General features: G+C 39.7%; 24 protein-coding genes and 1 riboswitch. Of the genes, 7 read left to right on the top strand and 17 right to left on the bottom strand.

What is annotated here, in order from left to right:
* Nucleotides 1–3: 3 nt before the first annotated feature.
* From V7164_RS04650 to V7164_RS04640, 3 genes are all read right to left on the bottom strand, one after another.
* A complete protein-coding gene (locus V7164_RS04650; RefSeq protein WP_335344665.1) occupies nucleotides 4–1,062 on the bottom strand; it encodes a FecCD family ABC transporter permease in 1,059 nt (352 codons plus the stop codon).
* Nucleotides 1,028–2,002, bottom strand: a complete 975-nt coding sequence (locus V7164_RS04645; protein ID WP_335344666.1) for an ABC transporter substrate-binding protein — start codon at nucleotides 2,000–2,002, stop codon at nucleotides 1,028–1,030. The genes V7164_RS04650 and V7164_RS04645 overlap by 35 nt, the downstream gene beginning before the upstream one ends.
* Nucleotides 2,003–2,162: 160 nt before the next feature.
* Nucleotides 2,163–2,350, bottom strand: a riboswitch (cobalamin riboswitch).
* 100 nt (nucleotides 2,351–2,450) lie between these two features.
* Nucleotides 2,451–3,227 (bottom strand): hypothetical protein, encoded by a 777-nt coding sequence (locus V7164_RS04640; protein WP_335353495.1) that lies wholly within the window; start codon nucleotides 3,225–3,227, stop codon nucleotides 2,451–2,453.
* A gap of 489 nt (nucleotides 3,228–3,716) precedes the next feature.
* On the opposite strand from V7164_RS04640, the gene mgtE reads away from it, so the two are divergent.
* The gene (mgtE, locus tag V7164_RS04635) at nucleotides 3,717–5,075 is read left to right on the top strand and encodes a magnesium transporter (RefSeq protein ID WP_335345148.1); all 1,359 of its coding nucleotides are present in this window, start codon (nucleotides 3,717–3,719) and stop codon (nucleotides 5,073–5,075) included.
* A 150-nt stretch (nucleotides 5,076–5,225) separates the two neighbouring features.
* Nucleotides 5,226–6,419, top strand: a complete 1,194-nt coding sequence (locus V7164_RS04630; RefSeq protein ID WP_335345147.1) for an FtsW/RodA/SpoVE family cell cycle protein — start codon at nucleotides 5,226–5,228, stop codon at nucleotides 6,417–6,419.
* A gap of 71 nt (nucleotides 6,420–6,490) precedes the next feature.
* On the opposite strand, the gene V7164_RS04625 is transcribed toward V7164_RS04630, so the two are convergent.
* The gene (locus tag V7164_RS04625; RefSeq protein WP_335353494.1) at nucleotides 6,491–7,366 is read right to left on the bottom strand and encodes a sulfite exporter TauE/SafE family protein; all 876 of its coding nucleotides are present in this window, start codon (nucleotides 7,364–7,366) and stop codon (nucleotides 6,491–6,493) included.
* Between the two features lie 331 nt (nucleotides 7,367–7,697).
* Between V7164_RS04625 and V7164_RS04620 the strand changes: the two genes are divergently transcribed.
* From V7164_RS04620 to V7164_RS04600, 5 genes are all read left to right on the top strand, one after another.
* Nucleotides 7,698–8,135 (top strand): Dps family protein, encoded by a 438-nt coding sequence (locus V7164_RS04620; RefSeq protein WP_335345145.1) that lies wholly within the window; start codon nucleotides 7,698–7,700, stop codon nucleotides 8,133–8,135.
* Nucleotides 8,136–8,248: 113 nt separating this feature from the next.
* On the top strand, nucleotides 8,249–8,905 hold the full coding sequence (locus V7164_RS04615) for a VC0807 family protein (RefSeq protein WP_335353493.1): 657 nt from the start codon (nucleotides 8,249–8,251) through the stop codon (nucleotides 8,903–8,905).
* A 67-nt stretch (nucleotides 8,906–8,972) separates the two neighbouring features.
* A complete protein-coding gene (locus tag V7164_RS04610) occupies nucleotides 8,973–9,866 on the top strand; it encodes a DMT family transporter (RefSeq protein ID WP_335345143.1) in 894 nt (297 codons plus the stop codon).
* A 25-nt stretch (nucleotides 9,867–9,891) separates the two neighbouring features.
* Nucleotides 9,892–10,518, top strand: coding sequence for a pyridoxamine 5'-phosphate oxidase family protein (locus V7164_RS04605; protein ID WP_335345142.1), 627 nt, complete (start codon nucleotides 9,892–9,894; stop codon nucleotides 10,516–10,518).
* Between the two features lie 228 nt (nucleotides 10,519–10,746).
* The gene (locus V7164_RS04600; RefSeq protein ID WP_335345141.1) at nucleotides 10,747–12,069 is read left to right on the top strand and encodes a TrkH family potassium uptake protein; all 1,323 of its coding nucleotides are present in this window, start codon (nucleotides 10,747–10,749) and stop codon (nucleotides 12,067–12,069) included.
* Nucleotides 12,070–12,405: 336 nt separating this feature from the next.
* Here V7164_RS04600 and V7164_RS04595 read toward each other — a convergent pair whose 3' ends face one another.
* From V7164_RS04595 to V7164_RS04535, 13 genes are all read right to left on the bottom strand, one after another.
* Nucleotides 12,406–13,191 carry a serine hydrolase gene (locus V7164_RS04595; protein WP_335353492.1) on the bottom strand — a complete coding sequence of 262 codons (786 nt, stop codon included), beginning with the start codon at nucleotides 13,189–13,191 and terminating at the stop codon, nucleotides 12,406–12,408.
* Nucleotides 13,191–14,213 (bottom strand): ABC transporter ATP-binding protein, encoded by a 1,023-nt coding sequence (locus tag V7164_RS04590; RefSeq protein WP_335345139.1) that lies wholly within the window; start codon nucleotides 14,211–14,213, stop codon nucleotides 13,191–13,193. Before V7164_RS04590 ends, V7164_RS04595 begins: the two co-directional genes overlap by 1 nt.
* Before the next feature lie 2 nt (nucleotides 14,214–14,215).
* Nucleotides 14,216–15,145 (bottom strand): C40 family peptidase, encoded by a 930-nt coding sequence (locus V7164_RS04585; RefSeq protein ID WP_335345138.1) that lies wholly within the window; start codon nucleotides 15,143–15,145, stop codon nucleotides 14,216–14,218.
* Nucleotides 15,129–16,238 (bottom strand): dipeptide epimerase, encoded by a 1,110-nt coding sequence (locus tag V7164_RS04580; protein WP_335345137.1) that lies wholly within the window; start codon nucleotides 16,236–16,238, stop codon nucleotides 15,129–15,131. The genes V7164_RS04585 and V7164_RS04580 overlap by 17 nt, the downstream gene beginning before the upstream one ends.
* Nucleotides 16,239–16,302: 64 nt before the next feature.
* Nucleotides 16,303–17,223, bottom strand: coding sequence for a S66 peptidase family protein (locus V7164_RS04575; protein ID WP_335345136.1), 921 nt, complete (start codon nucleotides 17,221–17,223; stop codon nucleotides 16,303–16,305).
* A gap of 316 nt (nucleotides 17,224–17,539) precedes the next feature.
* Nucleotides 17,540–19,183 carry a peptide ABC transporter substrate-binding protein gene (locus tag V7164_RS04570; protein ID WP_335345135.1) on the bottom strand — a complete coding sequence of 548 codons (1,644 nt, stop codon included), beginning with the start codon at nucleotides 19,181–19,183 and terminating at the stop codon, nucleotides 17,540–17,542.
* Nucleotides 19,184–19,345: 162 nt separating this feature from the next.
* On the bottom strand, nucleotides 19,346–20,344 hold the full coding sequence (locus tag V7164_RS04565; RefSeq protein WP_335345134.1) for an ABC transporter ATP-binding protein: 999 nt from the start codon (nucleotides 20,342–20,344) through the stop codon (nucleotides 19,346–19,348).
* Between the two features lie 5 nt (nucleotides 20,345–20,349).
* The gene (locus V7164_RS04560) at nucleotides 20,350–21,303 is read right to left on the bottom strand and encodes an ABC transporter permease (protein ID WP_335345133.1); all 954 of its coding nucleotides are present in this window, start codon (nucleotides 21,301–21,303) and stop codon (nucleotides 20,350–20,352) included.
* Nucleotides 21,303–22,235, bottom strand: coding sequence for an ABC transporter permease (locus tag V7164_RS04555; protein ID WP_335345132.1), 933 nt, complete (start codon nucleotides 22,233–22,235; stop codon nucleotides 21,303–21,305). Before V7164_RS04555 ends, V7164_RS04560 begins: the two co-directional genes overlap by 1 nt.
* Nucleotides 22,236–22,248: 13 nt before the next feature.
* Nucleotides 22,249–23,073 (bottom strand): M55 family metallopeptidase, encoded by an 825-nt coding sequence (locus tag V7164_RS04550; RefSeq protein ID WP_335345131.1) that lies wholly within the window; start codon nucleotides 23,071–23,073, stop codon nucleotides 22,249–22,251.
* A gap of 151 nt (nucleotides 23,074–23,224) precedes the next feature.
* Nucleotides 23,225–23,542, bottom strand: a complete 318-nt coding sequence (locus V7164_RS04545) for a DUF3870 domain-containing protein (RefSeq protein WP_335345130.1) — start codon at nucleotides 23,540–23,542, stop codon at nucleotides 23,225–23,227.
* A gap of 172 nt (nucleotides 23,543–23,714) precedes the next feature.
* A complete protein-coding gene (locus V7164_RS04540; protein ID WP_335345129.1) occupies nucleotides 23,715–24,926 on the bottom strand; it encodes an alanyl-tRNA editing protein in 1,212 nt (403 codons plus the stop codon).
* A 34-nt stretch (nucleotides 24,927–24,960) separates the two neighbouring features.
* Nucleotides 24,961–26,313 carry a D-serine ammonia-lyase gene (locus V7164_RS04535; RefSeq protein WP_335353491.1) on the bottom strand — a complete coding sequence of 451 codons (1,353 nt, stop codon included), beginning with the start codon at nucleotides 26,311–26,313 and terminating at the stop codon, nucleotides 24,961–24,963.
* Nucleotides 26,314–26,665: the final 352 nt, after the last annotated feature.

Here is a 26,665-nt window from a genome sequence, read left to right as displayed (position 1 = left end):
GATTTATCCTCTTCTTTCCGTTCTTCGTTTCATCAAAATGATTGCAAATACAGGTGCCCCAATAAGCGCTGTAATAACCCCAATCGGAAGCTCGGTTGGAGAGATAATGGTTCTTGCTACAAGATCGGCAAGAATAAGGAAGCCGCCGCCTGTTAATATGGATAAAGGCAATAAATGCTTATGATCTGGTCCCCACAGCAGCCTAGTCAAATGCGGAATAACGAGCCCTACAAAACCGATCGTACCCGAAACCGCCACAGCCGCTCCTGTAAGCATCGAGCCTGCAATAAGAATCATCATCTTTCTTCTCTGCACATTCACGCCTATATGCTGGGCTCTTTCTTCCCCAAAGGACATAGCATTCAGTTCATTGCTATTTATGATCAGGATAACTGACCCAATAATAAAGAATGGAATGATAATTTTGATATAAGCCCAGCCGCGCATCGATACACTGCCAAGCAGCCAGCCAATAATTTGCCTTAATTCCTCGCCTGTTAAAGCAATCATCAGTGAGATGAAAGCTCCTAAGAAGGAACTGAAAATAATACCTGTTAAAATAATCGTCTCTACCTTCATCGACCTTTCCACTTGGCGGGCAAACAGCAGGACAAGAAAAATGGTAGCAAAGGAAAAAAGGATGCTTAATAGCGGGAGCGTAAATAGGCCCAAAAATGGAATGGAAAGTCCGAAGAATAGAGTAATAACAGCTCCCACCGAGGCACCTGAAGAAACGCCTAGCGTATACGGGTCTGCGAGAGGATTTCTCAATAAACCTTGGAAGGCGGCTCCCGCAATTGCGAGAGATGCGCCAACCAAGCCTGCCAGAATAACCCTAGGAAGACGGATATTCATAACAATATTTGAAAACATCGAATCAACTTGTTCATTTGGTGTCATGCGGAAAATTTCTGCACCAATAATTTTAATAATATCCATCGCAGGAACAGAAACCGTTCCAATGGAAATGCCTAGCAGCATGGCGGTAACTAGAAATCCGACTGCAAATATATAAGCAAAAATTTTATTATTTAAATGTTTCCGGGTAAATAGCTTTTGCAAGTAGTTCTACTCCTTCAACAAGCCTTGGGCCTGAACGGGTAACGGTATCAGAATCAACGTCTACCACTTGATTATTTTTAACTGCATTAATTTCCTGCCAGCCATCGCGGCCAAGCACGTTGCCAATAGGGTCTTCTGTATAATATCCGTGAGTTGTAATAATTACATCCGGATTTCTTTCAATTACCGCCTCTGGATCCATTTTTGGCCAGCTTTCTTCGGTTACAACGTTATCTGCATGAATCATTTTAAGCATTTCATCCATAAACGTGTTCGCTCCAACGGCATAAATTTCCGGAGCAGGGGATACTTCAACAAAAACTTTTTTTCGATCTGCATCCTGGATTGTTATTGCTTTTTCTTTAATCTCTTCAAGCTTTGCTTTCATACTTGAAACAAGCTTTTCAGCCTCTTCCTTCTTTCCACCAGCTGTACCTATCATATTTATGGAATCAAACACTTCATCAAAGTTTTTCGCATCATTGACTACGAGAACAGTAATCCCCGCATCTCTTAGTTGCTGAAGACCAGCTTCTGCATTATGAGCGCTAGATGCATGTGCCAATACTAGGTTCGGGCTTAAGGAAATAATCTTTTCAACATTAAAATCCATACCGCCAATTTTTTCTTTCTCTGCAGCTTCAGCCGGATAATTGTCAAAATCAGATACCCCAACGACTTCCTCACCTAAACCTAATCCAAATGCAATCTCTGTATTACTTGGAAGCAGAGAAACAATTTTCTCAGGCTTCGACTCTATAACAACCTCATTATCGAGGGCATCCTTAATTGTAACCGGAAAATCGGCCTTCTCCTCTTGTGCTGGCTGCGTTTCCTTCTCTGCAGTATTTTCAGTTGGTTCTTCTGCACTTCCCCCGCATCCTGCCAAAACGCCGATAGCCAGCAGCAATGCGAATAATACTGAATAAAGCTTTTTCATTCTAAATTCCTCCAATTTTGAAATACGGGATAACCCTGATCTGAATCCCACATTTTTTGAAATAAAAAAACATCCCCACATGTAATATGGAGATGTTTGCATAGGCATACGAGAAAATAAAGGCTTGTACCTGTCAAACACCTCCTATCCTCGTAGGCTTGTGGTGCATAAGAATTAGGCAGGTCTCCTGGCTCATGGTCATCGCTTTTCTGCGCCTTCCCATACATTGCTTGTACAGTGGTCAAATGCAGTAAGCTCCCATTTACAGTGGCGGGACCGCGTTGGAATAACACCAACTTCCCTTTTAAGTCTTCCTTGTAAGAAAACACCCATTCTTTAAATTATGTATGAAATTTTTCCGCACTTCTGATTATACACTATATTTTTAGAAAATGGGGTAAAGTTATATTTTACTCATGCAAAAACCAATAACAGATGTCTACCTCTATTATTGGCCGTACATTTTCCATTCCCTCAGTTTTTTATCAAAGACAAGCTTTGCAGCACATGGAGTTTTCACTATATATTCGTATTCCTCATACATTTCATCCATATCGGCAAAATCGCCTATCGGCCAAACTGGAATTTCAATTTTTGCCCGACTTTGGTCAATATCCTTAATAGACAGAATGACCCCTTCTCTCATAAGGGGTTTCAATGTACGAAGAATATCATTTGATATCGGCGGATAGGTTTTCTTTTTCTTCAAGCCAAGCAATGATTTCTCTACCTTTGTATGGACCATCTTTTCAGGAATGACTTCCCCAAGCATTCGGAAAAAATCATTAAAATCCCGATAATACGTTTTATTAAACCAGCCGTCATCATGGGCTAAATAAACATACCGATTGCTCAAATTATTATAAAAGGGCGGTTTCAAATGCTCCTTCAAATGGCCAATGTATAAAAGCTCTGCGATGGCTTGGCCCGAAAGCTCATTTAAATCCTCTTCTTCTTCGAAATCAATCCAACAGAAATCACCATACCCATATACATCTTTATCCATTAGCTTTCTCAGCTTGTCTTTTGATACATATTCATGTAAGGTGTGCATATTAAAGTCAGCATCATCATAGCGATGCTTTAACAATAGCAGATTGTTTATCGAATCGAACAAAGCTTGTGTGAACTCAGAAAATTCAATTCCGTACGTCATGACATATTGCTCACGTTCATTCAAATGAATATAGATGATATCTCGAATATTATGATTCCTCTTTTTCAATGGTGAAACCTCCGTACGTATGATAAGTGAAACTTCAATCAGTGGGGGTTTACCAACGCACAGACGTGCTAGTGCCAATGTTTGCCACAGGACGTGACAATCTTAGTCGGCTTTCATCCCCCACTGATTGTTAGTTGAACCAATCGGGCCTTTACGGGCTGTTGATCCTCCACTTAGAAATTTTTAGTTTTACTCAACTTCTTGAAGTGGGGGGTCTTACAGCCCGTTAATCTGCGATAAAAAATGCTTACATCTTCAGAATAAAAGAGTCAATTTAATAAGATATTTAATAACAGAATCATCTTATCAATAAAAATCAAGGTAATGAATCACTTTATTTTATTTTCCTCAAAAAAGTTTCAATTATATTTATCATAACGGCATTTCTTTCAATAGCAAATTTTTTTATAATAATCATGGTATGTTATTCATTATGGCGCAAGTGCCTTAAAGATTAAACCTCATTCCCGCGAAAGGAGTGTGAGTTGAATGATTCAGAATATGACAGAAAATCAAATCACTCTTCACATTATTAAAACATTAAAAGAAAATAAGAAAAAAGAGTTTGAAACCATTCTCGATGAATTGCAGCCTTATGATATTGCCCAAATTTACGAAGACCTTCCAGAAAAGCATAAAACACGTTTTTTGCTTTATATGAATGTTGACCGGCTTGCTGACTTAATTCAAGAGCTAAGCAAAGAGGATCAGCTTGAGGTTTTAAATAAATTAGGTATCGAGAAAACAGGAGAAGTTCTCGATTTAATGGACAACGATGACTTAGCTCTTCTCTTGGATGATTTATCCCCTGAAAAAATCGCTTCGCTTCTTTCCGGAATGAAGAAAAGCGAATCCAAAATTGTTCAGGACATTATGAATTATCCGCCAGAAACAGCTGGGCGGTTGATGACAAACCGCTTCGTTTGGATTCGGGATTATTATACCGTTATGGACGCGGTTGGAAAACTGAAATCATTTGTTGAATTTGCTGAAACCATCAATTATTTATATGTCATTGATCAAGACCGGAAACTGGTCGGCGTTGTATCTTACCGTGACCTCCTGATTGCTGAGCCTACCGAGGTCATTAAAAATATTATGTACGAACGAGTTATTTCGGTTTCCGTGACTACCGATCAGGAGGAAGTAGCAAGACTCGTTGAAAGATATGACTTTCTTGCGATCCCAGTTGTCAGTGAAGAAAATGTGTTGATGGGGATAGCGACAGTTGACGATATTATTGATGTTGTCATTCAGGAAGCAAATGAAGATTTTGAAAAACTTTCTGCTACAGGGAAGTCGATTGATTTCGAAACAAAGGCTTTCGTAGCTGCCTATCGAAGGCTCCCATGGTTGATTTTGCTCTTATTTATCGGAATTTTATCAGGCAGTATTATTAGCGGCTATGAAGAAACTCTGCAGAAAGTCGTGGCTCTAGCCTTCTTTATGCCTATGATCTCTGGGATGACAGGAAATACCGGAACTCAATCTCTTGCTGTCGTTGTCAGAGGGCTTGTTTCTAATGATATCGACAAGAAAGTGGTAATTCATCTCATTATGAGAGAATTTGGGGTAAGCTTGATTATTGGTTTGATTTGCGGAGTTTTAATTTCACTCATTGCCTTTTTTTGGCAAGGCAACGCAATTCTAGGCGCCGTGGTTGGCAGTTCCTTATTTCTAACATTAATCATTGGGACATTAGCAGGAACGATCATTCCTTTAATTTTGTACCGTTTCAAAATCGATCCTGCTGTTGCTTCAGGACCGTTAATTACAACATTAAATGATATTTTCTCACTTGTGACATACTTTGGGATTGCGACAATGTTTATTAATCATCTTATGTAAAAGCATGGATCTTTTTCCGTGCTTTTATTTTCGGAAACTTCTAGGCTTATTTTTTCGTCATATAAGTATGCAGCAGGAAAAGGCATTGAAAGGGTATTTTTTCTTTGTTACGATGAAATGGAAAGAATAATAGGAATAGGTGTATGCTTAATGAATAAGCCAATAAAAGTAGCCGAACGATTCGATTGGACATTGTGTCTTCTTTTATTTATATTTTTTTTAATAAGTTGTATAGCTATATATAGCGGGCAAGCATCTGGACAATATGAAGGTAATTTTGTGTTGAGCCAGGTAAAGAACTATGTAGTAGGGATTGTGATAATTGGAATTGTCATGTATTTTGACAGTGAACAAATTAAAAGACTCTCTTGGATTCTTTACGGGCTGGGAATCTTGCTTCTCATTGGGTTATTTATAGCACCTCTAAGTTTAGTACCAGAAATAAAGGGTGCAAGGCTGTGGTATAAAGTTCCTGCACTTGGTTCCTTTCAGCCATCTGAATTCGTTAAGGTTTTCCTTATCATTACCTTAAGCAGAGTCATTGCCAATCATTACGAAAAGTTCATCGTCAAAACGATAAAAACTGATTTATTTCTTTTATTTAAACTTGGAATCATAACAGCTGTTCCGTTAGGTCTGATTATTATTGAGGATTTAGGTACAGCCCTAGTAATCATCGCTATTGCAACAGGCATTATTTTAGTATCAGGGATCTCTTGGAAGATTATTGTCCCCATTTATGGATTAGGTACCGTTTTTGGCGGAACCATTCTATACCTAGTCATTTGGGCGCCTGAGTTTTTGGAAAAACACTTTAATATTCAAACGTATAAATTGTTTCGAATATACTCCTGGATAGATCCAGCCGGCCACAAACAGGGCGCCGGATTGCAGCTGTATAAATCATTGCAGGCCATCGGCTCCGGCCTTTTAACAGGAAAAGGCTTTAGCGAAAGACAGGTTTATATTCCTGATAGTCATACTGACTTTATATTTAGCGTAATAGGTGAAGAATATGGATTTATTGGCGGCAGTTTGGTCATTAGTTTATTTTTCCTCCTCATTTATCATTTGACGAAAACAGCTCTTGAAACGAAGGATCCATTTAATACTTATATTTGTGTGGGTGTGATCAGTATGATTACTTTCCACGTTTTTCAAAATATCGGGATGACCATTCAAGTTCTGCCGATTACAGGTATCCCCCTTCCTTTTATAAGCTATGGAGGAAGCTCCTTAATGGGCAATATGATGGCAATGGGTCTTATATTCAGTATTAGGTACCACCATAAAGCTTATATGTTTGCATCTGATTCCAAATACGTGGCTAAAAGAGCCAACTAATCTAATATGATAGGTAGCTAATGTACCATTCCCCTCATTCACAAAAAATCGGGCATTTCCGCCCGATTTTTTCATGCTGATCCTTTTATTTTTGCACGATAGCTTTGAACCTTCATCATTGATTTAATAAAGAAATACAGAATAAAGCAGCCTAATAAAATAAGTCCGACTATACTTAAACCGATAAGTTTAAAGATGACACTTATTAAGGTTGCAATATAGATGCTGCTAAGCAGCAGGGTTATTTCCTTATTTTCATAATATCTCGTCAGCTTAGCGCCAAAGGATGAGCCGATTAGGCCGCCTGCAACAAGAAGCAAACTTACTTTATAATTAATCGGAACCGTGAATGCGTAGGATAAAAAAGCTACTGGAACGATTAGAAAAATGGTAAAAAGACTTGTTCCAATTGCTTTCTTTGGTTCCAATCCTAAAAAGGCAACCGAAAGCGGAACAATAATAAAGCCCCCGCCTACACCTAATGTTGCAGAAACAAATCCGGCGAATGCACCGATAAGAATCATCTTTATCATTGATGGGGCGACAGGATTGCTTTTTTCAGCCCCCTCTGCCTTACGCCCTTGTTTAAACATTTTCATTGCAAAATAAGAGAGTAAAATGATATAGAAAATCGGGATAACCCATTCATCCAAGCCTCTATTTTCCAAGAAAAGCACAAATGGCTTTGCCAGCTGAGTGGCTGCAATTCCGCTTATGCCGAGAATGACTCCATTTTTCCAAAGGATGTTTTTTAAGCGGATATGTGTTGTGATTCCTGAAAATGAAGTTCCAAGTGTAAATAATAAACTTGTCGTCACCGCTTCAATAGGAGAATACCCAATAAGCATGAGCAAAGGGGTTAAGATAAATCCTCCGCCAACCCCGAAGAAACCAGATAATACACTAATGCAGGCACCTAATAGAAAAAATAAACTAATGAGCATCATAAAACTCCTTACTGAATGCGACCTTTCCTATATTGTAGATGATTTATCCACTTAATGCTAAACTTTTTCAGCCTTTGCTTGATACGCCGCTTTCAACTTTTAACATGTCGTGCCTCCATAAAATGAAATGCATCAAAGGAGAATGATCATTGGTAATATTATTTATGTATTCATTTGAAAAAAGAAGAAAAACTAATAACAATTACTCCTAGCTCTTTTATGGCTAGGTTTTTTAATATTTAATACTAAATTATAATTATTATAATTTAGTATTGATTTTAATATTGTACATGTTATAATAAATTTAGGCATAACAGAGGAGGATGAAATTATGGAAAACTTATATTCAGCATTAAATGTTCAAATTGCAAATTGGAGTGTCCTTTACACAAAACTTCACCGCTATCACTGGTTAGTAAAAGGCCCATTCTTCTTTACGCTTCATGAGAAGTTCGAGGAGTTTTACAATGAGGCTGCAAGTGTTGTAGATGAAGTTGCTGAACGCCTGCTAACAATTGGCGGAACACCTGTCGCAACAATGAAGGATTACTTAAGCCTGGCAACGATCGAAGAAACAAAAGGCGAAACAACTTCAGATGAAATGGTTTCAAGTTTAATTGCCGATTACAAGCAATTAAAATCGGAGCTAAAAGAGCTAGCCGATATGGCTGACGAACATAATGAAGACGCGACTAATGATCTAGCTGTAGGGCTGATAGGGAAAATTGATACTCATATTTGGATGCTTAGTGCTTACTTAGGAGAATAATATAAGACAGATGAAAAGTCAGTGAGATTTCTCACTGGCTTTTTCCGTTAAAAAGAGGAATTGGCTTCTAAATCGTGAACTATTACAATAACTATTTTGTAGGATGTGGTTATTTGAAGAAATATATTGTTCTGCTTGATATTGTTTTTTACGTTGTGTTTCCCTTGGCAGTATGGAACTTAGGCCGCGAGTGGCTAGGTGATTACTTGGCCATGATTCTATCCACAGTACCAGGTATTCTTTACAGCCTATACCGCTTTTTTGAGCTCAAGAAAATTAACTTCTTCGGTATTTATTTACTAACCAATCTGATCATTACCTTCCTCATCGATGTACTAGCAGGTTCAGCCCTTCAGCTCCTTTGGAATAATGTCATTTATTCCTATATTTTAGGCGTTGTTTTCTTTGGGACCATTATTGTCAAAAAGCCCATTTTTTTATATATGGCGCTTGATTTGACTGAAATGCAAGGGCAGGATCGTTCAGAGATGAAATCCCTTTTCTTTGAGAAGAAAATATTAACCATCTTCGGCTGGATTACCGCTGGCTTTGCCCTTAAGTTTATCATTTTGGCAACTATTAAAACGTGGCTTATTCAACAATATGGTGTAGAAGCATTTGATAAAGGAATTATTTTAAGACAAATACTAAACTGGGGCTTTACGATTGTGTCATTGAGCGGTTTTTATTTTATTAACAAGGAGTTAGGAAAATCTTCTCATGATGATGACAAGGAGCCTTCTCAAGGAGAAAGTCCAACACTTAAATAATAATCACTCAGGATTGTAAGAAAATGTTAAGATTAGCTTATTGAATATGTTTAAGGAGCAACAGCATATGAATAACTTGAAGTACTCACTCTTTATTTTCATCGGTGCCTGCAGTTATGGGATTTTAGCTTCTATCGTCAAAACAGGTCTAACAGCCGGCCATACGGTTTATGAGTTAACTGGCAGCCAGTACTTATTTGGTTTTTTGTTGCTTTTAATAACTTATCCATTTATTAAACGGGTAAAAATTAGCTTTAAACAAGCTGGGGCACTTATGTTAACCGGCACTGCCTTAAGCTTGACAGGTATTTTTTATGGACTAAGCCTCGAGCGTGTCTCTGCTTCCCTAGCAATTGTTTCCTTATTTCAATTCACATGGATTGGTATATTAATAGAAGCCCTATATGAAAAGAAGATGCCAAGCAAAAATAAGATTCTTTCTGTCATCTTTCTAATTATTGGTACGGTTTTTGCTAGTAATCTTTTGAGCAGCAGCGCCCAGCCTCTTCAAATTGATGGTTTGGTTTATGGATTTTTATCTGCTGTTACGTATGCATTATTTATTTTTGCAAGCGGGAAAGTGGCAACAGGTGTGCCGACTATTCAACGAAGTGTTTTTATTACACTTGGAGGACTTATCGTACTCTTATTCATTGCAGGTCCTATGCTTATTACAAATGGGGTTCACCTCGATGGCCTGTGGAAATATAGTTTATCCATGGCGTTTTTCGGAGCGATTTTTCCAATCGTCCTTTTTGCAATTGGAACACCGAAAATTGACGCTGGGCTAGCTACCATTGTTGGGTCTGCCGAACTGCCTGCTGCAATTGTCGCTGCCATGCTTATATTGGGGGAGAAAATAACAAGTGCACAAACAATTGGAATTGCTCTTATCCTAATCGGCATTTCCATTCCTCAGCTTCGATTTATAAGAATGTCCCGGAATCGATTAGGAGCTTGAAAGATTTTTAGGAGGGAAATATATAATGATTTTTAAGGAAACCATTTCTTCCGAGGAAGAACTTCGCACATTATTAGGAACGCCCAGCAAAAATGTGGCAAATAAGGTAATCCATCATATAGATCATCACTGCAAGGATTTTATCGCAAAGTCTCCAATTCTATTTATTTCAACCTCGGATACACATGGAAACTGCGATACCTCTCCTCGCGGGGATGCGCCAGGTTTTGTACATATAATAGATCAACAACATATAGTTATACCTGAAAGACCCGGAAACAAACGGATGGATTCGCTGAGGAATATCATTGCTAATCCCCATATCGGTCTTATCTTTGTCATTCCAGGCCTCGAAGAAACTTTAAGAATAAATGGAAAAGCATGCATTATTAAAGATTCGGATGTTCTCGAAAAAATGGCGGTTCAAGGCAAGGTCCCTTCACTTGGCATCGGGGTTCAGGTAGAAGAGTGCTTTATACATTGTGCCAAGGCCTTTAAGCGGTCTAAACTTTGGTACCCAGAAACTTGGGCCTCCAAAGATCAATTGCCATATCCACCTCAAATATTAGCAGATCATATTAATTTACCAGATGTAAATAGTGAAACCATTCATACATCTCTTGAAGAAAGCTATTCTAAAAGACTATATTGAAATGAATGCAGAAAAGGAGTGGTTCTAAAGAGCCATTCCTTTTCATTTTTATTAAAAGACTTTACTCTCTCCCCTTCTTAACTAAGAATTTTTTATTGACATTCCCCTTTTTCAGGAGTATTTTATTAAACACGTTATTTTGGGGAACTCTTTAAAAGAGCTTAATTATTGGGGGAATTTTCATGCAAAGACATTTTTGTTTTATTGGGAAAAAGGTGCATGTTAGTCATGATGAATAAAACATTAAAGATCAGTCCTCCACGTCTTCTTGTACTTGTATTTGCTTTCTTTATTGGTGTCGGGACGATCCTATTAAAACTTCCCATAGCTACGGAGCACTCCATTTCTTGGATTGATGCACTTTTCACAACCACATCTGCTATGACAGTAACAGGTCTAAATGTAGTTGATCCGGGATCAACCTACACTTTATTTGGGGAGATTGTTATTATGTGTCTCATCCAATTAGGCGGCTTAGGTATTATGTCGTTTGCTGTTTTGATTTATTTCATGCTTGGAAGGAAAATAGGCTTTCAAGAGCGGCTCGTTATGCAGCATGCTTTAAATCAGACTTCACTTGGGGGAGTTATTAGGCTTGTTCGGAATTTATTTATCTATTCTTTTGCGATTGAGGGCTGCGCCGTCATTTTACTTTCGATACGTTTTGTCCCTGAATACGGTTTAGCAAAAGGTCTTTACTACAGTTTGTTTCATTCTGTTTCAGCCTTCAATAATGCAGGTTTTGCTCTTTGGGAAGATAATCTTATGGGTTTTGTAGGTGATCCTGTCATTAATCTCGTGATTTCGCTTTTATTTATTATTGGCGGTATTGGTTTTACGGTTTTAATTGATTTGAAAAGAGCAAAAAGATTTCGAGATTTATCTTTACATTCAAAGCTTATGATTATTAGTACGATTGCTGTAAACATAGCATCAATGATTATTATTTTTCTTTTAGAATACAATAATCCAAACACATTAGGCCCTTTAACCAGCTGGGAGAAATTCTGGGCCACTTATTTTCAAGCCGTTTCCCCTAGAACCGCTGGATTTAATACGGTTGATCTCAGCGGTCTTGAGGATCCCACTGCGTTTTTCATGACCTTACTCATGTTTGTTGGAGCAGGGAGTGCTTCTACAGGCGGGGGGATTAAGCTGACAACCTTTATTATTTTTATTCTAGCTGTAACTACCTTTATACGAGGGAAGAACGCTATTGTGGTTTTTCGAAAAACCATTGCTGATACATTCGTTATTAAAGCTTTAGCCATTACAATGATTAGTATCCTGTTTATCTTTATCGCGATATTCTTCCTTACCATTACAGAAAATCAGCCTTTTATAAAACTTGCTTTTGAAGTCCTGTCTGCTTTCGGTACCGTTGGACTCACAATGGGATTAACAGGAGACTTATCTGAAATTGGGAAACTGATCATTATCTTTATCATGTTCCTTGGAAAATTAGGCCCTTTAACATTAGTATTTTCATTTGCCCGTCATCAAAAGGAACAGAAAGTGCGTTATCCAAAGGAAGATATATTAACAGGATGAAAATATACTGGTTGGCTTGTAGAAACGGTTCTTCTACAAGCTTTTTTGATATTATTAGCTGAATAAATTTCATTTTGTTAGTAAGTTCGAATAACTTATCAGCGAAATATTGATTTGTCAGCTAATTTAAGGATTTATTAGCCAAATCGATCTGTTTTGTCAGCCAATTTAGAGATTTATCAGCCAAATCGACCCGTTTGTCAGCCAATTTAGAGATTTATCAGCCAAATCGATCCGTTTATCAGCCAATTTAGGGATTTATCAGCCAAATCACTTGTTTATCAGCCAATTCCAGCTCCGAAAAAAAACGCCCTATCCTCTAAGATAGAACGTCACTCAACTCTTCATAAAATTAGAAAGCACCTTGCCGATTTGTACTAGCGTCTGCCTGCCTTCTGCCTGCTTGGAAAGCTGATCAATCAAAACAGCAGCATAAATTGTTTTTCCACCATACTTAATGATAGCACAATCGTGTTCGACACCGGGTAATTCTCCTGTTTTATTAGCAACTTGCATGGCCTCTAAATCTATCGATTCAGAAAGCTTATTCTTAAACTGTTGCTTTTCCAGTATACCAAAAGCCTTTTCTGAGTTTTCCTTTGATAAAAAACGATGTTGATCAATGACCTTTAAGCAAGTAACCATATCATTTGGAGTTGTATAATTGTCCATTCCAATTTTTATTGCTTCAAAATCCATCATCTTTCGGTTAAGTTCAGTGCTTTGCAGGTTTAGAGCTTTTATACACTGATTAATTTCATTCATTCCTAGCCGATCGATTACTAGATTTGTCGCACTATTATCGGAAACAATGATCATTAATGCCATTAAATCGATTACTTTTAATTTCAAATCAGCCGACAAAGCTTGTATGACGCCCGCGCCTCCTACTCTTTTAGAGGGGAAAGCGGGTAAATATTCGTGAAGGTCAAGAAGTCCATCTTCACACTGTCGAAATCCCTCTATTAAAATAGGAATTTTAATCAGACTCGCAGCAGAAAACTTATCATTATGATTGATTTCTATCCGGCCTTCACAAGTTTCAATGACTAATCCGACTCTACCTTTACAATGAGCAACAAGTTCAGAAACCTGCTTTTTTAAATTTTCATGACTCATCATTACTCTTTCGCACGCAACGTAACAGCTACTTGCGAGTTGTTAGAGTCACCTGTCACGTTTTTATTATATAAATGGCAAGCAACAAAATGGCTCTCCTCCACTTCCTGCCATTCAGGCTTCATCGTTGCACAAGCTTCCATCGCATATGGACAGCGAGTTCTAAATACACATCCACTCGGCGGATTAATTGGACTCGGAAGCTCCCCCTGTAAGATAATTCGTTCACGCCTGTCTTCTACATCTGGGTCTGGAATCGGGATAGCTGATAAAAGAGCCTGTGTATACGGGTGAAGAGGATTTTTATAAAGATTAGCGCTTTCCGTCAATTCCACAAGGTTCCCTAAATACATAACACCTATCCGGTCACTAATATGTTTAACCATGGATAAATCATGGGCGATAAATAAATAAGTTAACCCCTTCTTCTTTTGTAGGTTCTTCAGAAGATTGACGACCTGTGCCTGAACAGATACATCCAGCGCGGAAATCGGTTCATCTGCAATAATGAAATCTGGATCTAACGATAGAGAGCGGGCAATACCTATTCTCTGTCTTTGACCACCGCTAAATTCATGCGGATAGCGATTGGCGTGATCCCTATTAAGACCAACGTCCTCTAATAATTGATATACTCTTTCGAGTCGCTCCTGCTTATTCGGATATACCCCATGAACCTCCATTGGCTCAGAGATGATTTCCTTTACGGTTGAACGCGGATTTAATGAAGCATAAGGATCTTGGAAAATCATTTGCATCTTTCTATGGAAAGCAAACTTTTCTTTTTCATTCATTTCATGGACATTTTTTCCGTCAAAGATAACTTCGCCCTCTGTCCGATCATATAGCCCGATAATGGTACGCCCGGCAGTCGATTTTCCGCAGCCAGATTCCCCAACAATTCCGAACGTTTCTCCCTTTTTTATATAGAATGAAACATCGTCAACCGCCTTTAATATTTGTCCTTTTCCTAAAGAAAAATGTTTCTTAAGATGCTTTACTTCTAACAATGCTTCATTTGTCATAACTATTCCCCCGTCTCTTGCCAATAGCGTCTAGCTGCACATAATTCCTTTTCGTATACTGTGTCCTTTAATTCGATGATCTCTATACTTTTTCCTGTATTAGGGGAGTGCAGGAGCTTTCCTTCCCCATAATAAATTCCAACGTGATGGATTTTGCCCTTCCCTTCCTCATAGGCAAAGAACAGGAGGTCGCCTGGCTTTATTTCGTTCAATTCAACATTTTCCCCTGAGGCTGCCTGATCATGTGCATCACGTGGAATCGTGTATCCATTAGCTTTGCACATGGAGTAGCTAAACCCTGAGCAATCATAGCCGTAGCTGCTCATTCCTCCCCATAAATAAGGCAATTGAAGGAATTGTACACCTGCCGCAACAATGCTTTCTCCATTACCTTTCAGACGAGCATGCAAGGTTTCATACTGACTGATTTCTCCAGCCTTTAACAGTCCCTCTCCTGATGGCGTTTGAACCCGTACCCAATCACCCTCCAACCCTATTATAGGCAATATGGTTTGATAGCTTAATATCATAATAGGCTCATAATCGCTTCCGTATAGAATACTCTTTTTCTCGTCTACGACTGCAATTGTTCCCTCTTCAAGCTTCCAGTCTTGAGTCTGAATGAGCTGAGCCTTCGGAACCCATCCTGGATATCCTTTAGGATTTTTGGACGAAGCTTGGTCGAGAACAATGATTTGCGCCCAATCCTCCTTCTCTTCTGTAATCAGAACCTCTTGACCGAATAACACTTGTGTTTGGACGAGGTTTTGATTACATAGCCCTAAGCTCGTTTCATAGGTCAGGCCATTTAGCCACGCTTCCACATCAGCCGGGTACTCTACTGCTTCTTTATCGATTTCCCTCGCGGAGTCATAAGATGTCCAAACCGTAGCTACCGGAACATTTACTAGCCATTTATATTGAGTTGCCAAGTGAAACCCCTCCCTCTACATGAACATGGCGTATGCCTAGCCCTGGCTCTGATGGCAGGGTAACTTTTCTGCCGTTATATTTAATGCCACCTTCCACTAGCTCCTTCGCCAGCATTAATGGAGCGTCAAAATCAAAGCGGGTTATATTTCTCTTACTGGCTGCAAAGTGTGCTGCAGCTGTAATACCAATCCGCGTTTCAATCATACTTCCAACCATACATTCCATTCCGTTTACCTCTGCAAGCTGATTGATGATTTGGGCCTGATAGATTCCCCCAGATTTCATTAGTTTAATATTAATTAAATCTGCACTTCTAGTTTTAATCACCTCAAAGGCCTGCCGCGGTGAGAAAACACTTTCGTCCGCCATTATCAAAGTATCCACATGATCAGTCACCTGTTTAAGACCAGCTATATCCCAGGCTTTTACAGGCTGTTCAACAAGCTCAATATTTAAATCCATTTCCTCCATTTTACGAATGGCTTGAATGGCTTCCTTCGGTGACCAGCCCTGATTAGCATCCAGACGAATTTTTATTGCCTTGCCTACACGTCCCCTTATTTCACGAATCCGCTCGATATCAGTTAGAACATTATCCTTTCCAACCTTAACCTTCAGTACATCAAAGCCCTGCTGAACATAAGCAACAGCGTCTTCTCCCATTTCTTCAGGTCCGTTTACACTTACGGTAAAGTCGGTTTCAATTTCCTGTTTATGGCCCCCTAAAAACTGATAAAGCGGGAGCTTGCATTGCTGTGACAGACAATCATATAGGGCCATATCAATCGCCGCTTTTGCACTCGAATTTCCGATTAAAATCGATTGAATTCCTTGAAAAAGAGTTTCATAGCTTAATAGACTTTGCTGCTCTAAATATGGCTTTAATACATGGTGAATGGCTGATTCAATGCTTGAAAGAGTTTCTCCAGTAATGACAACAGTTGGCGGAGCTTCCCCCCAGCCGATTATTCCGTTGTCACATGAGACCTTTACTAAGATGGACTCAGCCGTAGTCACAGTGCGAAGTGCCGTTTTGAATGGTTTAATAAGTGGTATTGCTACCCTGTATGTCTCAATTTTGTCTATTTTCATATATACCACCTTTTAAGGTAGTTCAAAAGGAACAGAAGCATAGCACCCTTTGAACGAAATCATTTTACTGTATGCCACTTTCGATTATTAATTGTTTATTTGCAGTATCCAGTTCCGCATTCACACCAAGAGGGATGGAAATATGCGGAGAGCAATGACCAAATCTAAATCCCTTAATAGCAGGCTTATTAGCTAAAAGCGCATAATGATGTATCACCTCATCAAGAGATAAAGAAAGCTCCCTTTCCGGAACACAGTTATTAAAATCACCAATAATGAGTCCTGCTGCATCATAAAGCTTCCCTGCCATATGCAATTGATTTAGCATTCTATCTATAGAACGAGGCTCTTCATTAATATCTTCAATTAATAAAAGCTTGCCTTTAGTATCAATCTCAAATGGGGTGCCGATTGTGCTCGCTATAAGGGACAAATTCCCCCCAGTTATTTCTCCGTTGGCTTTGCCTTCAATTAAAGTTTCTAATGGAGAAATTTCTTCGTTATATTGGATCTCAGTTGGATTGAATAATTGCTTAAAATATTCCTTCGAAAGTGGATCTGCATCCACTTTTCCGATATCAGATGCAAGCATAGGGCCATGAAAAGTAACAAGTCCTGCTAGCTTGCGAATAGCCGTATGCAAAAAGGTAATATCGCTGTAGCCCCAGAAAATTTTCGGGTTGCTTTTAATAAGCTCGTAATCAATATGGGAAGCAATTCTCCCCGTCCCATATCCTCCGCCTGCACAGATAATTGCCTTTACGTCATTATCTGCAAACATCATATGTAAATCTGCTAATCGATCTTCATCTTTTCCAGCTAAATATCCATATTGATCATAAACATGTTTTCCGAGCTTTATCTTTAATCCCAAATCTTCTATGAAAGCGAAAGAACGATACAAATTCTCTTGATTTGGCGGACTGGCTGGCGCAATAATACCGATGGTGTCCCCAGCCTTTAACGCGCGAGGTTTTATTAACATGCTGGCACATCCTTCCTGAAAATTTGACCTTTCCTTAATCAAAATATAAAAATTTCTTCATATTCTTTTTAAAAAAAGGGATGTTCAACCGAACACCCCTTTTGAAATTTAATTTAACTTACAAGTAAGTTAGCATAGATATCTAGCTCCAGCGCCTAGGGGCTCGCCGACTAAGAACGCCGCGTCCTGTGGCAACATCGGCACTAGTACGTCCTGTACGTCGGAGGTCATAAGCCAATCCGACAAGAAGGTTAAAGGGCAACCTTCTCGCCGGCTCGTCTTATGCTTGTCGCCCCTGGGCAAGGCGCTTCCGCTTTTAATTTTTATCCGCCCATTTCAGTTCCATATATCCAACAGGATGGCGAACGATGCCTGAAACAGCTTCATTCTCTAAATTAACTTGGTTATAGAAATAAAGTGGGACGATTGGCATTTCTTCAAATAGGATTTTCTCAGCCTCGTACATCATTTCATAGCGCTTTGCTTCATCTGCTTCATTTTTTGCATCCTTAATTAATTGGTCATATTTTGCATTGCTCCAGCCCGTACGGTTCATAGATAGACCAGTCTGGAAGTTTTCTAGGAAGTTAATTGGGTCCGCATAGTCAGCAAGGAAAGAACTGCGCGAAAATTGGAATTTCAAGGCTTTCTGGTCTTCCGCAAATACGTTCCACTCCATATTTGCAAGCTTCACTTCTACACCCAGATTATCCTTAAACATTTGCTGAAGAGCCTCAGCAATTTTCTTATGTGCATCACTTGTGCTATAAGTGATTGTTACTTCAGGAAGTGTCTCATAGCCTTCCTCTTCCATTCCTTTTGCTAAAAGAGCTTTTGCTTCTTCAACATCTGTTTTTACAAGATCGCCTGCTGTTTCACGGAAATCCTTTCCGTTCGCATCATTAAATCCATATGCAACGAAGCCATAAGCTGGCTTTTGTTTGTTTTTTGTAACAAAGTCAACAATTTGCTGCTGGTCAATGGCCATAGCAAAGGCTTTACGAATATTTACGTTTTGGAACGGCTCCATCGTTACGTTAAAACGATAGAAATAATCCCCTGCCTGATCTTCAACCTTAGCTTTTCCTTCTGAGAGAATTTGTTCAGCTAGATCTGCCGGAACTTCAGAAACGTCAAGCTCACCAGTTTGGAACATTTGGTATTCCGTATTTGTATCATCGATAATGGCCCAATGAACTTTGTCTAGCTTCACTGTTCCAGCATCCCAGTATTGGTCATTCTTTTCCATTACGAAATGGCTGTCATGCTGCCATTCTGTTAAGTTAAAAGGTCCATTTCCAACAAATGATGCTGCTTCAGCAAACCATTTTGGATTTTCAGTTGCTACCTTCTCATTAATTGGGAAGAAAGCCGGATTTGTAATAACACTTAAGAAATAAGCTTGTGGACTAATTAAAGTTACTTCGAAAGTTTTGTCATCAACTGCTTTAACCTTCACATCATCAGCTGAACCTTCGCCATTGTTATAAGCTTCTGCTCCCTCGATGAAATAGCCAAGGAATGCAGCTGGAGATCCTGTTTCAGGGTCTAAAAGGCGTTTCCATGCAAATACAAAATCGCCTGCTGTTACGTCATCGCCATTTGACCATTTTGCATTATCGCGAATGTGGAAAGTATATGTTTTCCCATCCTCTGACACATCCCATTTTTCAGCAGTTGCTGCTTCAGGGTCATGACTTTCACCTAGGCGTGTCAGCCCTTCCATTAAGTTATTTAACCCAGCCCAAGAAACATTATCAAAACCGATTGGAGGATCAAACGAAGTTGGCTCCATGCCATTGTTTAAATAAAGAACCTTTTCAGTTACTACCTCTTCTTCTTTATTGCCATCATCCTTCTCTTTTTCTACAGGCTCTTTTCCTGCATCCTGCTTTGCTGTACAGGCCGCAAGTACCAAAATCAATAGACCTGTTAGCAAGAGTGATAAAACCTTTTTCATGCCATTTCCCCCTTTTTAATATTAATGACCATTTTTACTATTCTCAGCTATATGATAATCGCTGATAGAAAAGAACCTTCAAAGGTCTCATGCCTTCGTACCCTTCTTGCTATATGCAATTAGGGCTATTTAAAAAGCTAGAAACCCTCTGAAAGGTCTGACCTACTTCATACTTGCCAGCATTTTCACAGCACGTTCGTCCTGCAGCCAGCAGTCAACTTGATGTTCATTACTTAGGTGGGTTTTAAATGGATAAGCCCGCTCACAAACCTCCATCGCATAGCTGCATCTTGCTGTAAAAGGGCAGCCTTTCGGAGGTGAAAATAGATCTGGAGGGGAGCCTCCTATCGGGACAAGATCAGCGCCTTCTAAGTCAAGACGAGGAACAGAGTTTAATAAACCCTTCGTATATGGATGCTGCGGTTGATAGAATATTTCTCTTCTCGAACCGGCCTCTACGATTTTTCCGGCATACATGACCGCAATCCGGTCAGCCACTTGGGCAACTACACCAAGATCATGGGTAATGAGTATAATAGATACACCTGTTTTCTTCTGAATATCTTTAAATAAATCTAGTATTTGTGCCTGTATCGTTACATCCAGTGCTGTCGTAGGCTCATCAGCAATCAATACCTCTGGCTGGCAAACGAGAGCCATTGCTATAACAATACGCTGCCTCATCCCCCCGCTAAATTGGTGAGGATAATGCTTTAACCTCTCCTCTGGATCTGGGATGCCTACTAAATCCAGCATTTCTAATGCTGTCTTTTTGGCCTTTTGTCTGGAAATGGATTTATGCTGCAAAATCCCTTCAATAATCTGTTCGCCAATCTTTAAAGTAGGGTTAAGAGCTGTCATCGGATCCTGAAAAATCATCGATATATCTGCCCCACGAATATTTCTCATTTCCGGCTCTTTCAATTTAGTTAAATCGTTTCCTTTAAATAGAATCGAGCCATCCACAATTTTACCTGGCGGATTTGGGATAAGGCGCATAATACTTTGTGATGTTACACTTTTGCCGCAGCCCGATTCTCCCACGATAGCTAGTGTTTCCCCTTTGTATAAGTCAAAGGTAACCCCTCGGACAGCTTTCACTTCTCCTCCGTATGTCTTAAACGAAACATGGAGATTATTTACTTCGAGAACTTTTTCCATGATGATTACCTCCTTAACTTCGGATCAAGTGCATCCTGGAGTCCGTCCCCGAGCACATTAAACGAAAACATAGTCAGTGAAATAAAGAATGCAGGGAAAAATAATCTCCACCAATGACCTGATAGAATAGTAGACAAACCATCGCTCGCCATTGACCCCCAGCTAGCAAAAGGCGGCTGAATGCCTAGCCCCAGAAAGCTTAGAAAAGCTTCTGCGAAAATAGCAGATGGTACAGTTAAAGTCATTTGTACAATAATCGGCCCCATTGTGTTTGGAAGCAGATTTTTCCTAATAATCCTTGATGTTTTCGTTCCGAATGTCTTAGATGCAAGGACAAATTCGTAGTTTTTTATTTGCAGGACCTGCCCTCTTACAATCCGGGCCATTCCAATCCATCCTGTTACAGTAAGGGCGAAGATAATTGTAAATAAACCTGGCCCCATGACAACACTTATTAAAATAACTATTAATAAATATGGCAGTCCGTATAAAATTTCAACTATTCTCATCATGACATTGTCTGTTTTTCCGCCTTTATATCCGGCGATTCCTCCATAGACAACCCCAATGGCAAAATCAATTAAGGCAGCTACGATCCCAACAAACAGGGATATTCTAGCTCCATACCACGTTCGAGAAAATACATCTCTGCCCAGTTCATCTGTCCCAAACCAGTGTTTACTTGAAGGGGGCAAATTTTGATTCATGAGCTTTTGTTCTGTGACATCATGTGGAGAAATGATTGGTCCAAATATCGCCATAAAGGCAAGAAAAATGAGAAAGGTCAGTCCCGCCATGGCTAATTTATTCTTTAATAGGCGTCTCCATGCGTCCTTCCAGTAGCTAAGACTTGGACGAACAACGGCCTCAGCCTCAGCTTGATTACTTTTTTTCGGAACAAACCATTCATCTGGAATGTCTGCTGCAATATGTCGATCATGCTGTTTTTTTAGTTCCATTAGGCCGCCTCCTTTTTATGCAGCTTGATTCGAGGGTCGAGGATGCCATAAGCAATGTCCACTAAAAATAGCATCATAATTAGAATTGAGCTGTAAAAAACTGTTGTCCCCATGATGACAGGGTAGTCTCGTTGATTAATACTTTCCACAAAATACTTTCCCATGCCCGGGATGGCAAAAATCTTTTCGATAACAAATGTCCCCGTCAGAATACTGGCTGCAAGTGAGCCTAATACTGTAACGACCGGCAATAGTGCATTTCTTAATGCATGTTTAAAAACAATTTTCACTGGTGACAATCCCTTTGCTTTTGCTGTCCTAATATAATCCTGTGTCAGTACTTCAAGCATACTGGCTCTCGTTAACCTGGCGATGATGGCCATTGGGCCTGTTGCAAGTGCTAACGTTGGCAGGATCATATGCTTCGGACTCACCCATGTAGCAACAGGAAGGATACCCCAGTTAACAGCCACTTGTTGAATAAGAAGGGTGGCCATTACGAAGTTTGGAATCGAGATCCCGAGAACAGCTATCGTCATGGCCATATAATCAATGAAGCCATTATGACGAAGGGAAGCAATCACTCCAAGTGTGATACCGGATAGAACCGCAACAATTAAAGTCACAATCCCTAGCTCAAACGAAACCGGGAATCCCCTTCCAAGCATTTCGTTGACGGTTTGAGATGATTTTTTAATTGAAGGTCCAAAGTCTAATGTAGCAACTGATTTCAAATACATTCCATATTGAACATAAAGCGGTTTATCCAAGTGATAGAACTTTTCCAGGTTCCTTTGAACCGTCTCATTCGTAGCCCTTTCCTCGTTAAATGGAGAGCCTGGTATCGAATGCATGAGAAAAAAGGTAAGCGTAACGATTAGCCAAAGTGTTACCAGCATGGCAATGAGGCGTTTTACAATGTAAGTTGTCATTTAATAACACTTCCTAACAGAATGATGTTCTCATCGCTAATTCAACCATGACCAGCATTGCTCTATAGGCTTCAAGAATATCCTTTGCCTGATAACGGACGATGGTCGAGTTTTCTTCAATCTCAGTACCTGGCATTAAAGCAGCCCATTCTGCTTGCCCGTAGTTGGCAAATTCGATTCTGAGAAGCGGATTATCTGGCGGTGCAAGCGGTTTCACTAAATCGCGATTTTTCAGAGCCTCGGCAGTTTTCTCTCTTAGAAGCTCGCCTGCTTTTGCAGGTGTTAATGATTTAACGGCTGAACGGGTAATCGTTTCCTTTACAACCGCAGTGGTTACATTTGGAATTAGCTGCTCCGCTTCCAATGCGGCACGGTCGTCTCCCGCTACCATAATGACAGGAACTCCATAGTAGCCTGCAACATAAGCATTGAGACCCATCTCTCCGACTGCCACGTCATTGATATACATATTGCGTACGCCAAAAATCATCGAATGGGACATTGCTCCCTTCATGGAAGCCCTTGCATGATAACCGACAAAAACAGCTCCAACGAAAGTTGAATCCAACCCTTGGACCATTGAATAAGGCTTAACATCTCCTACTATTACTTGAGCCTCTGGATGGAGGTTTTCTATGAGAAGATTATTCATTTTCGAATGGCTATCATTTACTAATACCTCTGAACAACCTTGGTCATAGGCTGCTGTAATAACATAGTTAGCCTCTTCAGTCATAATCCTTCTGCTTCGCTCGTAATTATGCTTGGAAGAATCAACATGTGTATAGTCAGCCAGACCTGTAATCCCTTCCATATCAACAGATATGTATAGCTTCATTTATATGTCCCCCTATTATAGTTTAATAGAATTTATCAAAAAACAACTTCTTTTGAAGAAACATACAGTATTTGAAATAAAAACCCAGCTGCCAGAGAAAATAATCATCTCTAACAGCTGGGTTTCATCTGCGTTTAACAGAAAAAGCAGCTTATTTATTCATTATTTGGGTATATTTAATATTCGCATTCTTAAAAGCCACCATTAAAGCCTTTTGAGATGATCCAAAATAACGCTGTTCAATTTCTTCCAGCACATGATCCACTTCTAGGATGGATTTTCCTACAAATAGTGATTTAATAAAAGATGAAGTCAATGCAATCGTGGATGAACATTCCGCATCAACTATTTGGTCGGTTTCTCGGTTGATGACAAGACCAATGAAGAAACCATTATACTTTTGCATAATCGGATTGTTCGAAGAAGTCTTACTGTCGCCAATAATATAAACAGTATTTTGCTGAAACATGAACATGCCTCCTGCAGAGCAAGGATATTACATGGGGTGTTAATGTGGTTAACATAAACATTCAATGTAATGCATAAGCCCTTACTAGGATTGTAATACAACAGAGTCAGACTGACAACCACTTAATAAGATTTTTCTAAATATTTTATTAACTGTTATTTTATTTTATTGCTTATTTTACGTCCAATAATACCTTGTCCCTTGCATGCTGAAGAAGCAGTTCACCCGTTATTAGTTTCTCTCCTCCGCCTTGAGCAAACTGATCGTTTCCTCCACCCTTTCCATTTATTAAAGGAAACAGCTCACTTGAAATACTCTTCATACTAACAGTCTGCTGGGCGCCTCTTGCACATACAAATTGCAGCTTGCTTTCCGTTTCATTCACTAAGAAAACAATAACTTCATTAGAAAGAGCAGTCATCAATCGGGCTAGCTTCTGAAGATCCTGAATAGACCGATTCTGAAAAACTTCATTAACGATCTTCCTATTTTCTGTATGATCTATTGAACTAAGAAGATCCTTTGCTTCATAGGACAAAAGCAATTCCTGCATAGCTTCTAATGACTTTTCGCGATCTTTTCCATTCTCTATTAGCTTTTTAGCTGCTGCCGCAAGATCTTGTTCCGGTGCATTTAACAGATCTGTCAACTCCCTGAGTACTTTATGCTTTTGATGGAGCTGGGTTAAAACCCGTCCTCCGCAAACAAAGTGAACCCGGATTTTATTTTTTTGCCGTTCCCAATCCAATATTTTGATAGGCCCAACTTCAGCCGTGGATTTCGGATGAGTCCCGCCGCAGCCGTTATAATCAAAATCAGGAATGATCACAAGGCGGATATTTTCGGTAACAGCAAGTTCCTTCCGTAATTGAGATTTGGAAAGTTCATCCTCCGAAACCCATTTCGTTTCGATTGGCCGCCCCTCTAACACAATTCGATTCGCTAACAGCTCTGCTTCCATCGCCTGTTCCTCTGTAAGCTCGCTAACATCTAAATCAATCGATACCATTTCTCTTCCTAAATGAAAACCTATCGTTGCAAAATTAAAAAGCTCTACAAAAGCCGCCGTTAAAATATGCTGGCCCGCATGCTGCTGCATATGATCAAAACGCCTGTCCCAATCAATTTCACACGCAACCATGTCAGCAGTTTCACCAAGCTCGGCCTCTAAATAATGGCGGATTTCTCCGTCAATTTCTTCCACATCAATAACCTTCACACCATTCAAGGCGCCAGTATCATAAGGCTGGCCCCCGCCCGTTGGATAGAAAGCTGTTTCATCTAAAACAGCAAACCATCTGCCCTGCTCATCCTTCTCTTGTTTCAGTAAATGGGCACGGAAGGATTTCATATAAGGATCTTTATAATATAACTTACCGTCCAATGTTTTAATCCCCTTTGCTTTTTCTTAAAAACACCTATTCTATCGTTTGTTTTCCTCTTTCGTAATATTGCTTCATTTCTTTCTCAGGCACCATGCTTCCGCCTGTTCCCCAGACGATGTGCACTGCATTGTTTAAATTTGACTGAAGCTGATTCTTTTCCGTATATGCTTTCCCCGTTTCGGATTGTAATAATTCGATATAAGTTGAGAAACCTGCAAGAGCGGATGGCTCTAGAAAAATCCCCTCTGTATCAGCAAGCAATGTCAGGAAGGAAAATAATTTTTCATCTTCTACAGTTGAAATTCCACTAATTTTATTTTCAATCGTTTTGCCAATAAATTCAGATGGGCGCCCAACAGCTAGTCCGTCAGCTTCCGTTTTGTTATCAATGCCAAAATCCTGAACGGCTACTTTATCATGAAGTCCCGTCATTAAACCAAGGAGCATACATGGGGAATGAGTCGGCTCTACGAAGAAACAATGGACATTATCTCCGAATACAAGCTTAAGGCCGAATGTGACTCCTCCTGGCCCTCCACCTACACCACATGGCAGATAAACAAATAATGGATGCTCCTCATCCACCTTAATATTCGTATCCTCCAGCTGCTTCTTCAAACGAATGGCTGCTACTGAATAGCCTAGGAAAAGATGCTTAGAGCTTTCATCATCAACAAAATACATATTCGGATCCTCATTTGCCTGCTTTCTGCCCTGTGCAACGGCTTCACTAAAATCCGATGCATGCTCAACGACAACTACTCCCTTTTCGCGAAGCAAATCCTTTTTCCACTGCTTGGCATCAGCCGACATATGAACGAACACTTTGAAGCCGAGCTTCGCGCTCATAATGCCGATGCTAAGCCCTAAGTTTCCTGTTGAACCTACAGCAATGGAGTAGCCTGAAAAAAAATCTTTATATTTTTGCTCAGCCAATATTGAATAATCATCCTCTAGCGAAAGCAGCTCATGTGTTAGGGCTAATTCCTCGGCATATTTCAGTACTTCATAAATTCCGCCTCTCGCCTTAATAGAGCCAGAAATCGGAAGGTGGCTATCCCCCTTCAAAAACAAATTTCCAGGTAAAACATGTTGATAAAGCTCTTCTAACCTAGTTTCCATATTCGGAATCGGAAAGAGCGGTGATTCAATAAATCCCTTTTCCTTCGCCGTTTCTGGAAATACCTTTGCAATGTACGGGGCAAAGCGCGCCAATCTTTCTTCCGCATCGATGACATCTTCCATCGTCATGGAAGAGTGCTCCGCGATTGACTTGTACTTCGGATTCGTCCAAAAAACTTCCTTTAACTTAGTCATTTCTGAAAGCACCGGGTATTCCTTTTCCCATTCTTCTATCGATTTCCCTTGAATAACATCAGTTTGCATCAAAATCATCTCTTTTCTACATTTTTATCTTGTTATTTTGAATGAAAAGAGGCACTTTTACAAGGTAAAACGCGAAATAATCGAAAATTTATTATTTGAGAAACAAGTTTGACAATTTAATATGAAAATAACAAGAGCAGAAAAGGACGGGTTTGTCGAACCGATCTTTTCAAAAGTGGGGATTGATACGTATCACCGATTTCCCCTTCATATGGATGATCGAGGCGTATATAAAAAGTTGTGACTTCTCCTTTTAAGGATGCCAAAAATTTGGCTGGGTTTGATGACCGAAGTTGACTATTGTTGGTAGGAGCGGGCACCTAAACCGGCTACTGATGACCGCTTGCACCTC

It is taken from the genome of Bacillus sp. JJ1474 (assembly GCF_036965225.1).
In the GTDB taxonomy this organism is placed as follows: domain Bacteria; phylum Bacillota; class Bacilli; order Bacillales; family Cytobacillaceae; genus Cytobacillus.
The sequence above is the reverse complement of the archived record's forward strand: the minus strand, read 5'-3'. Positions and strand labels throughout refer to the sequence as shown.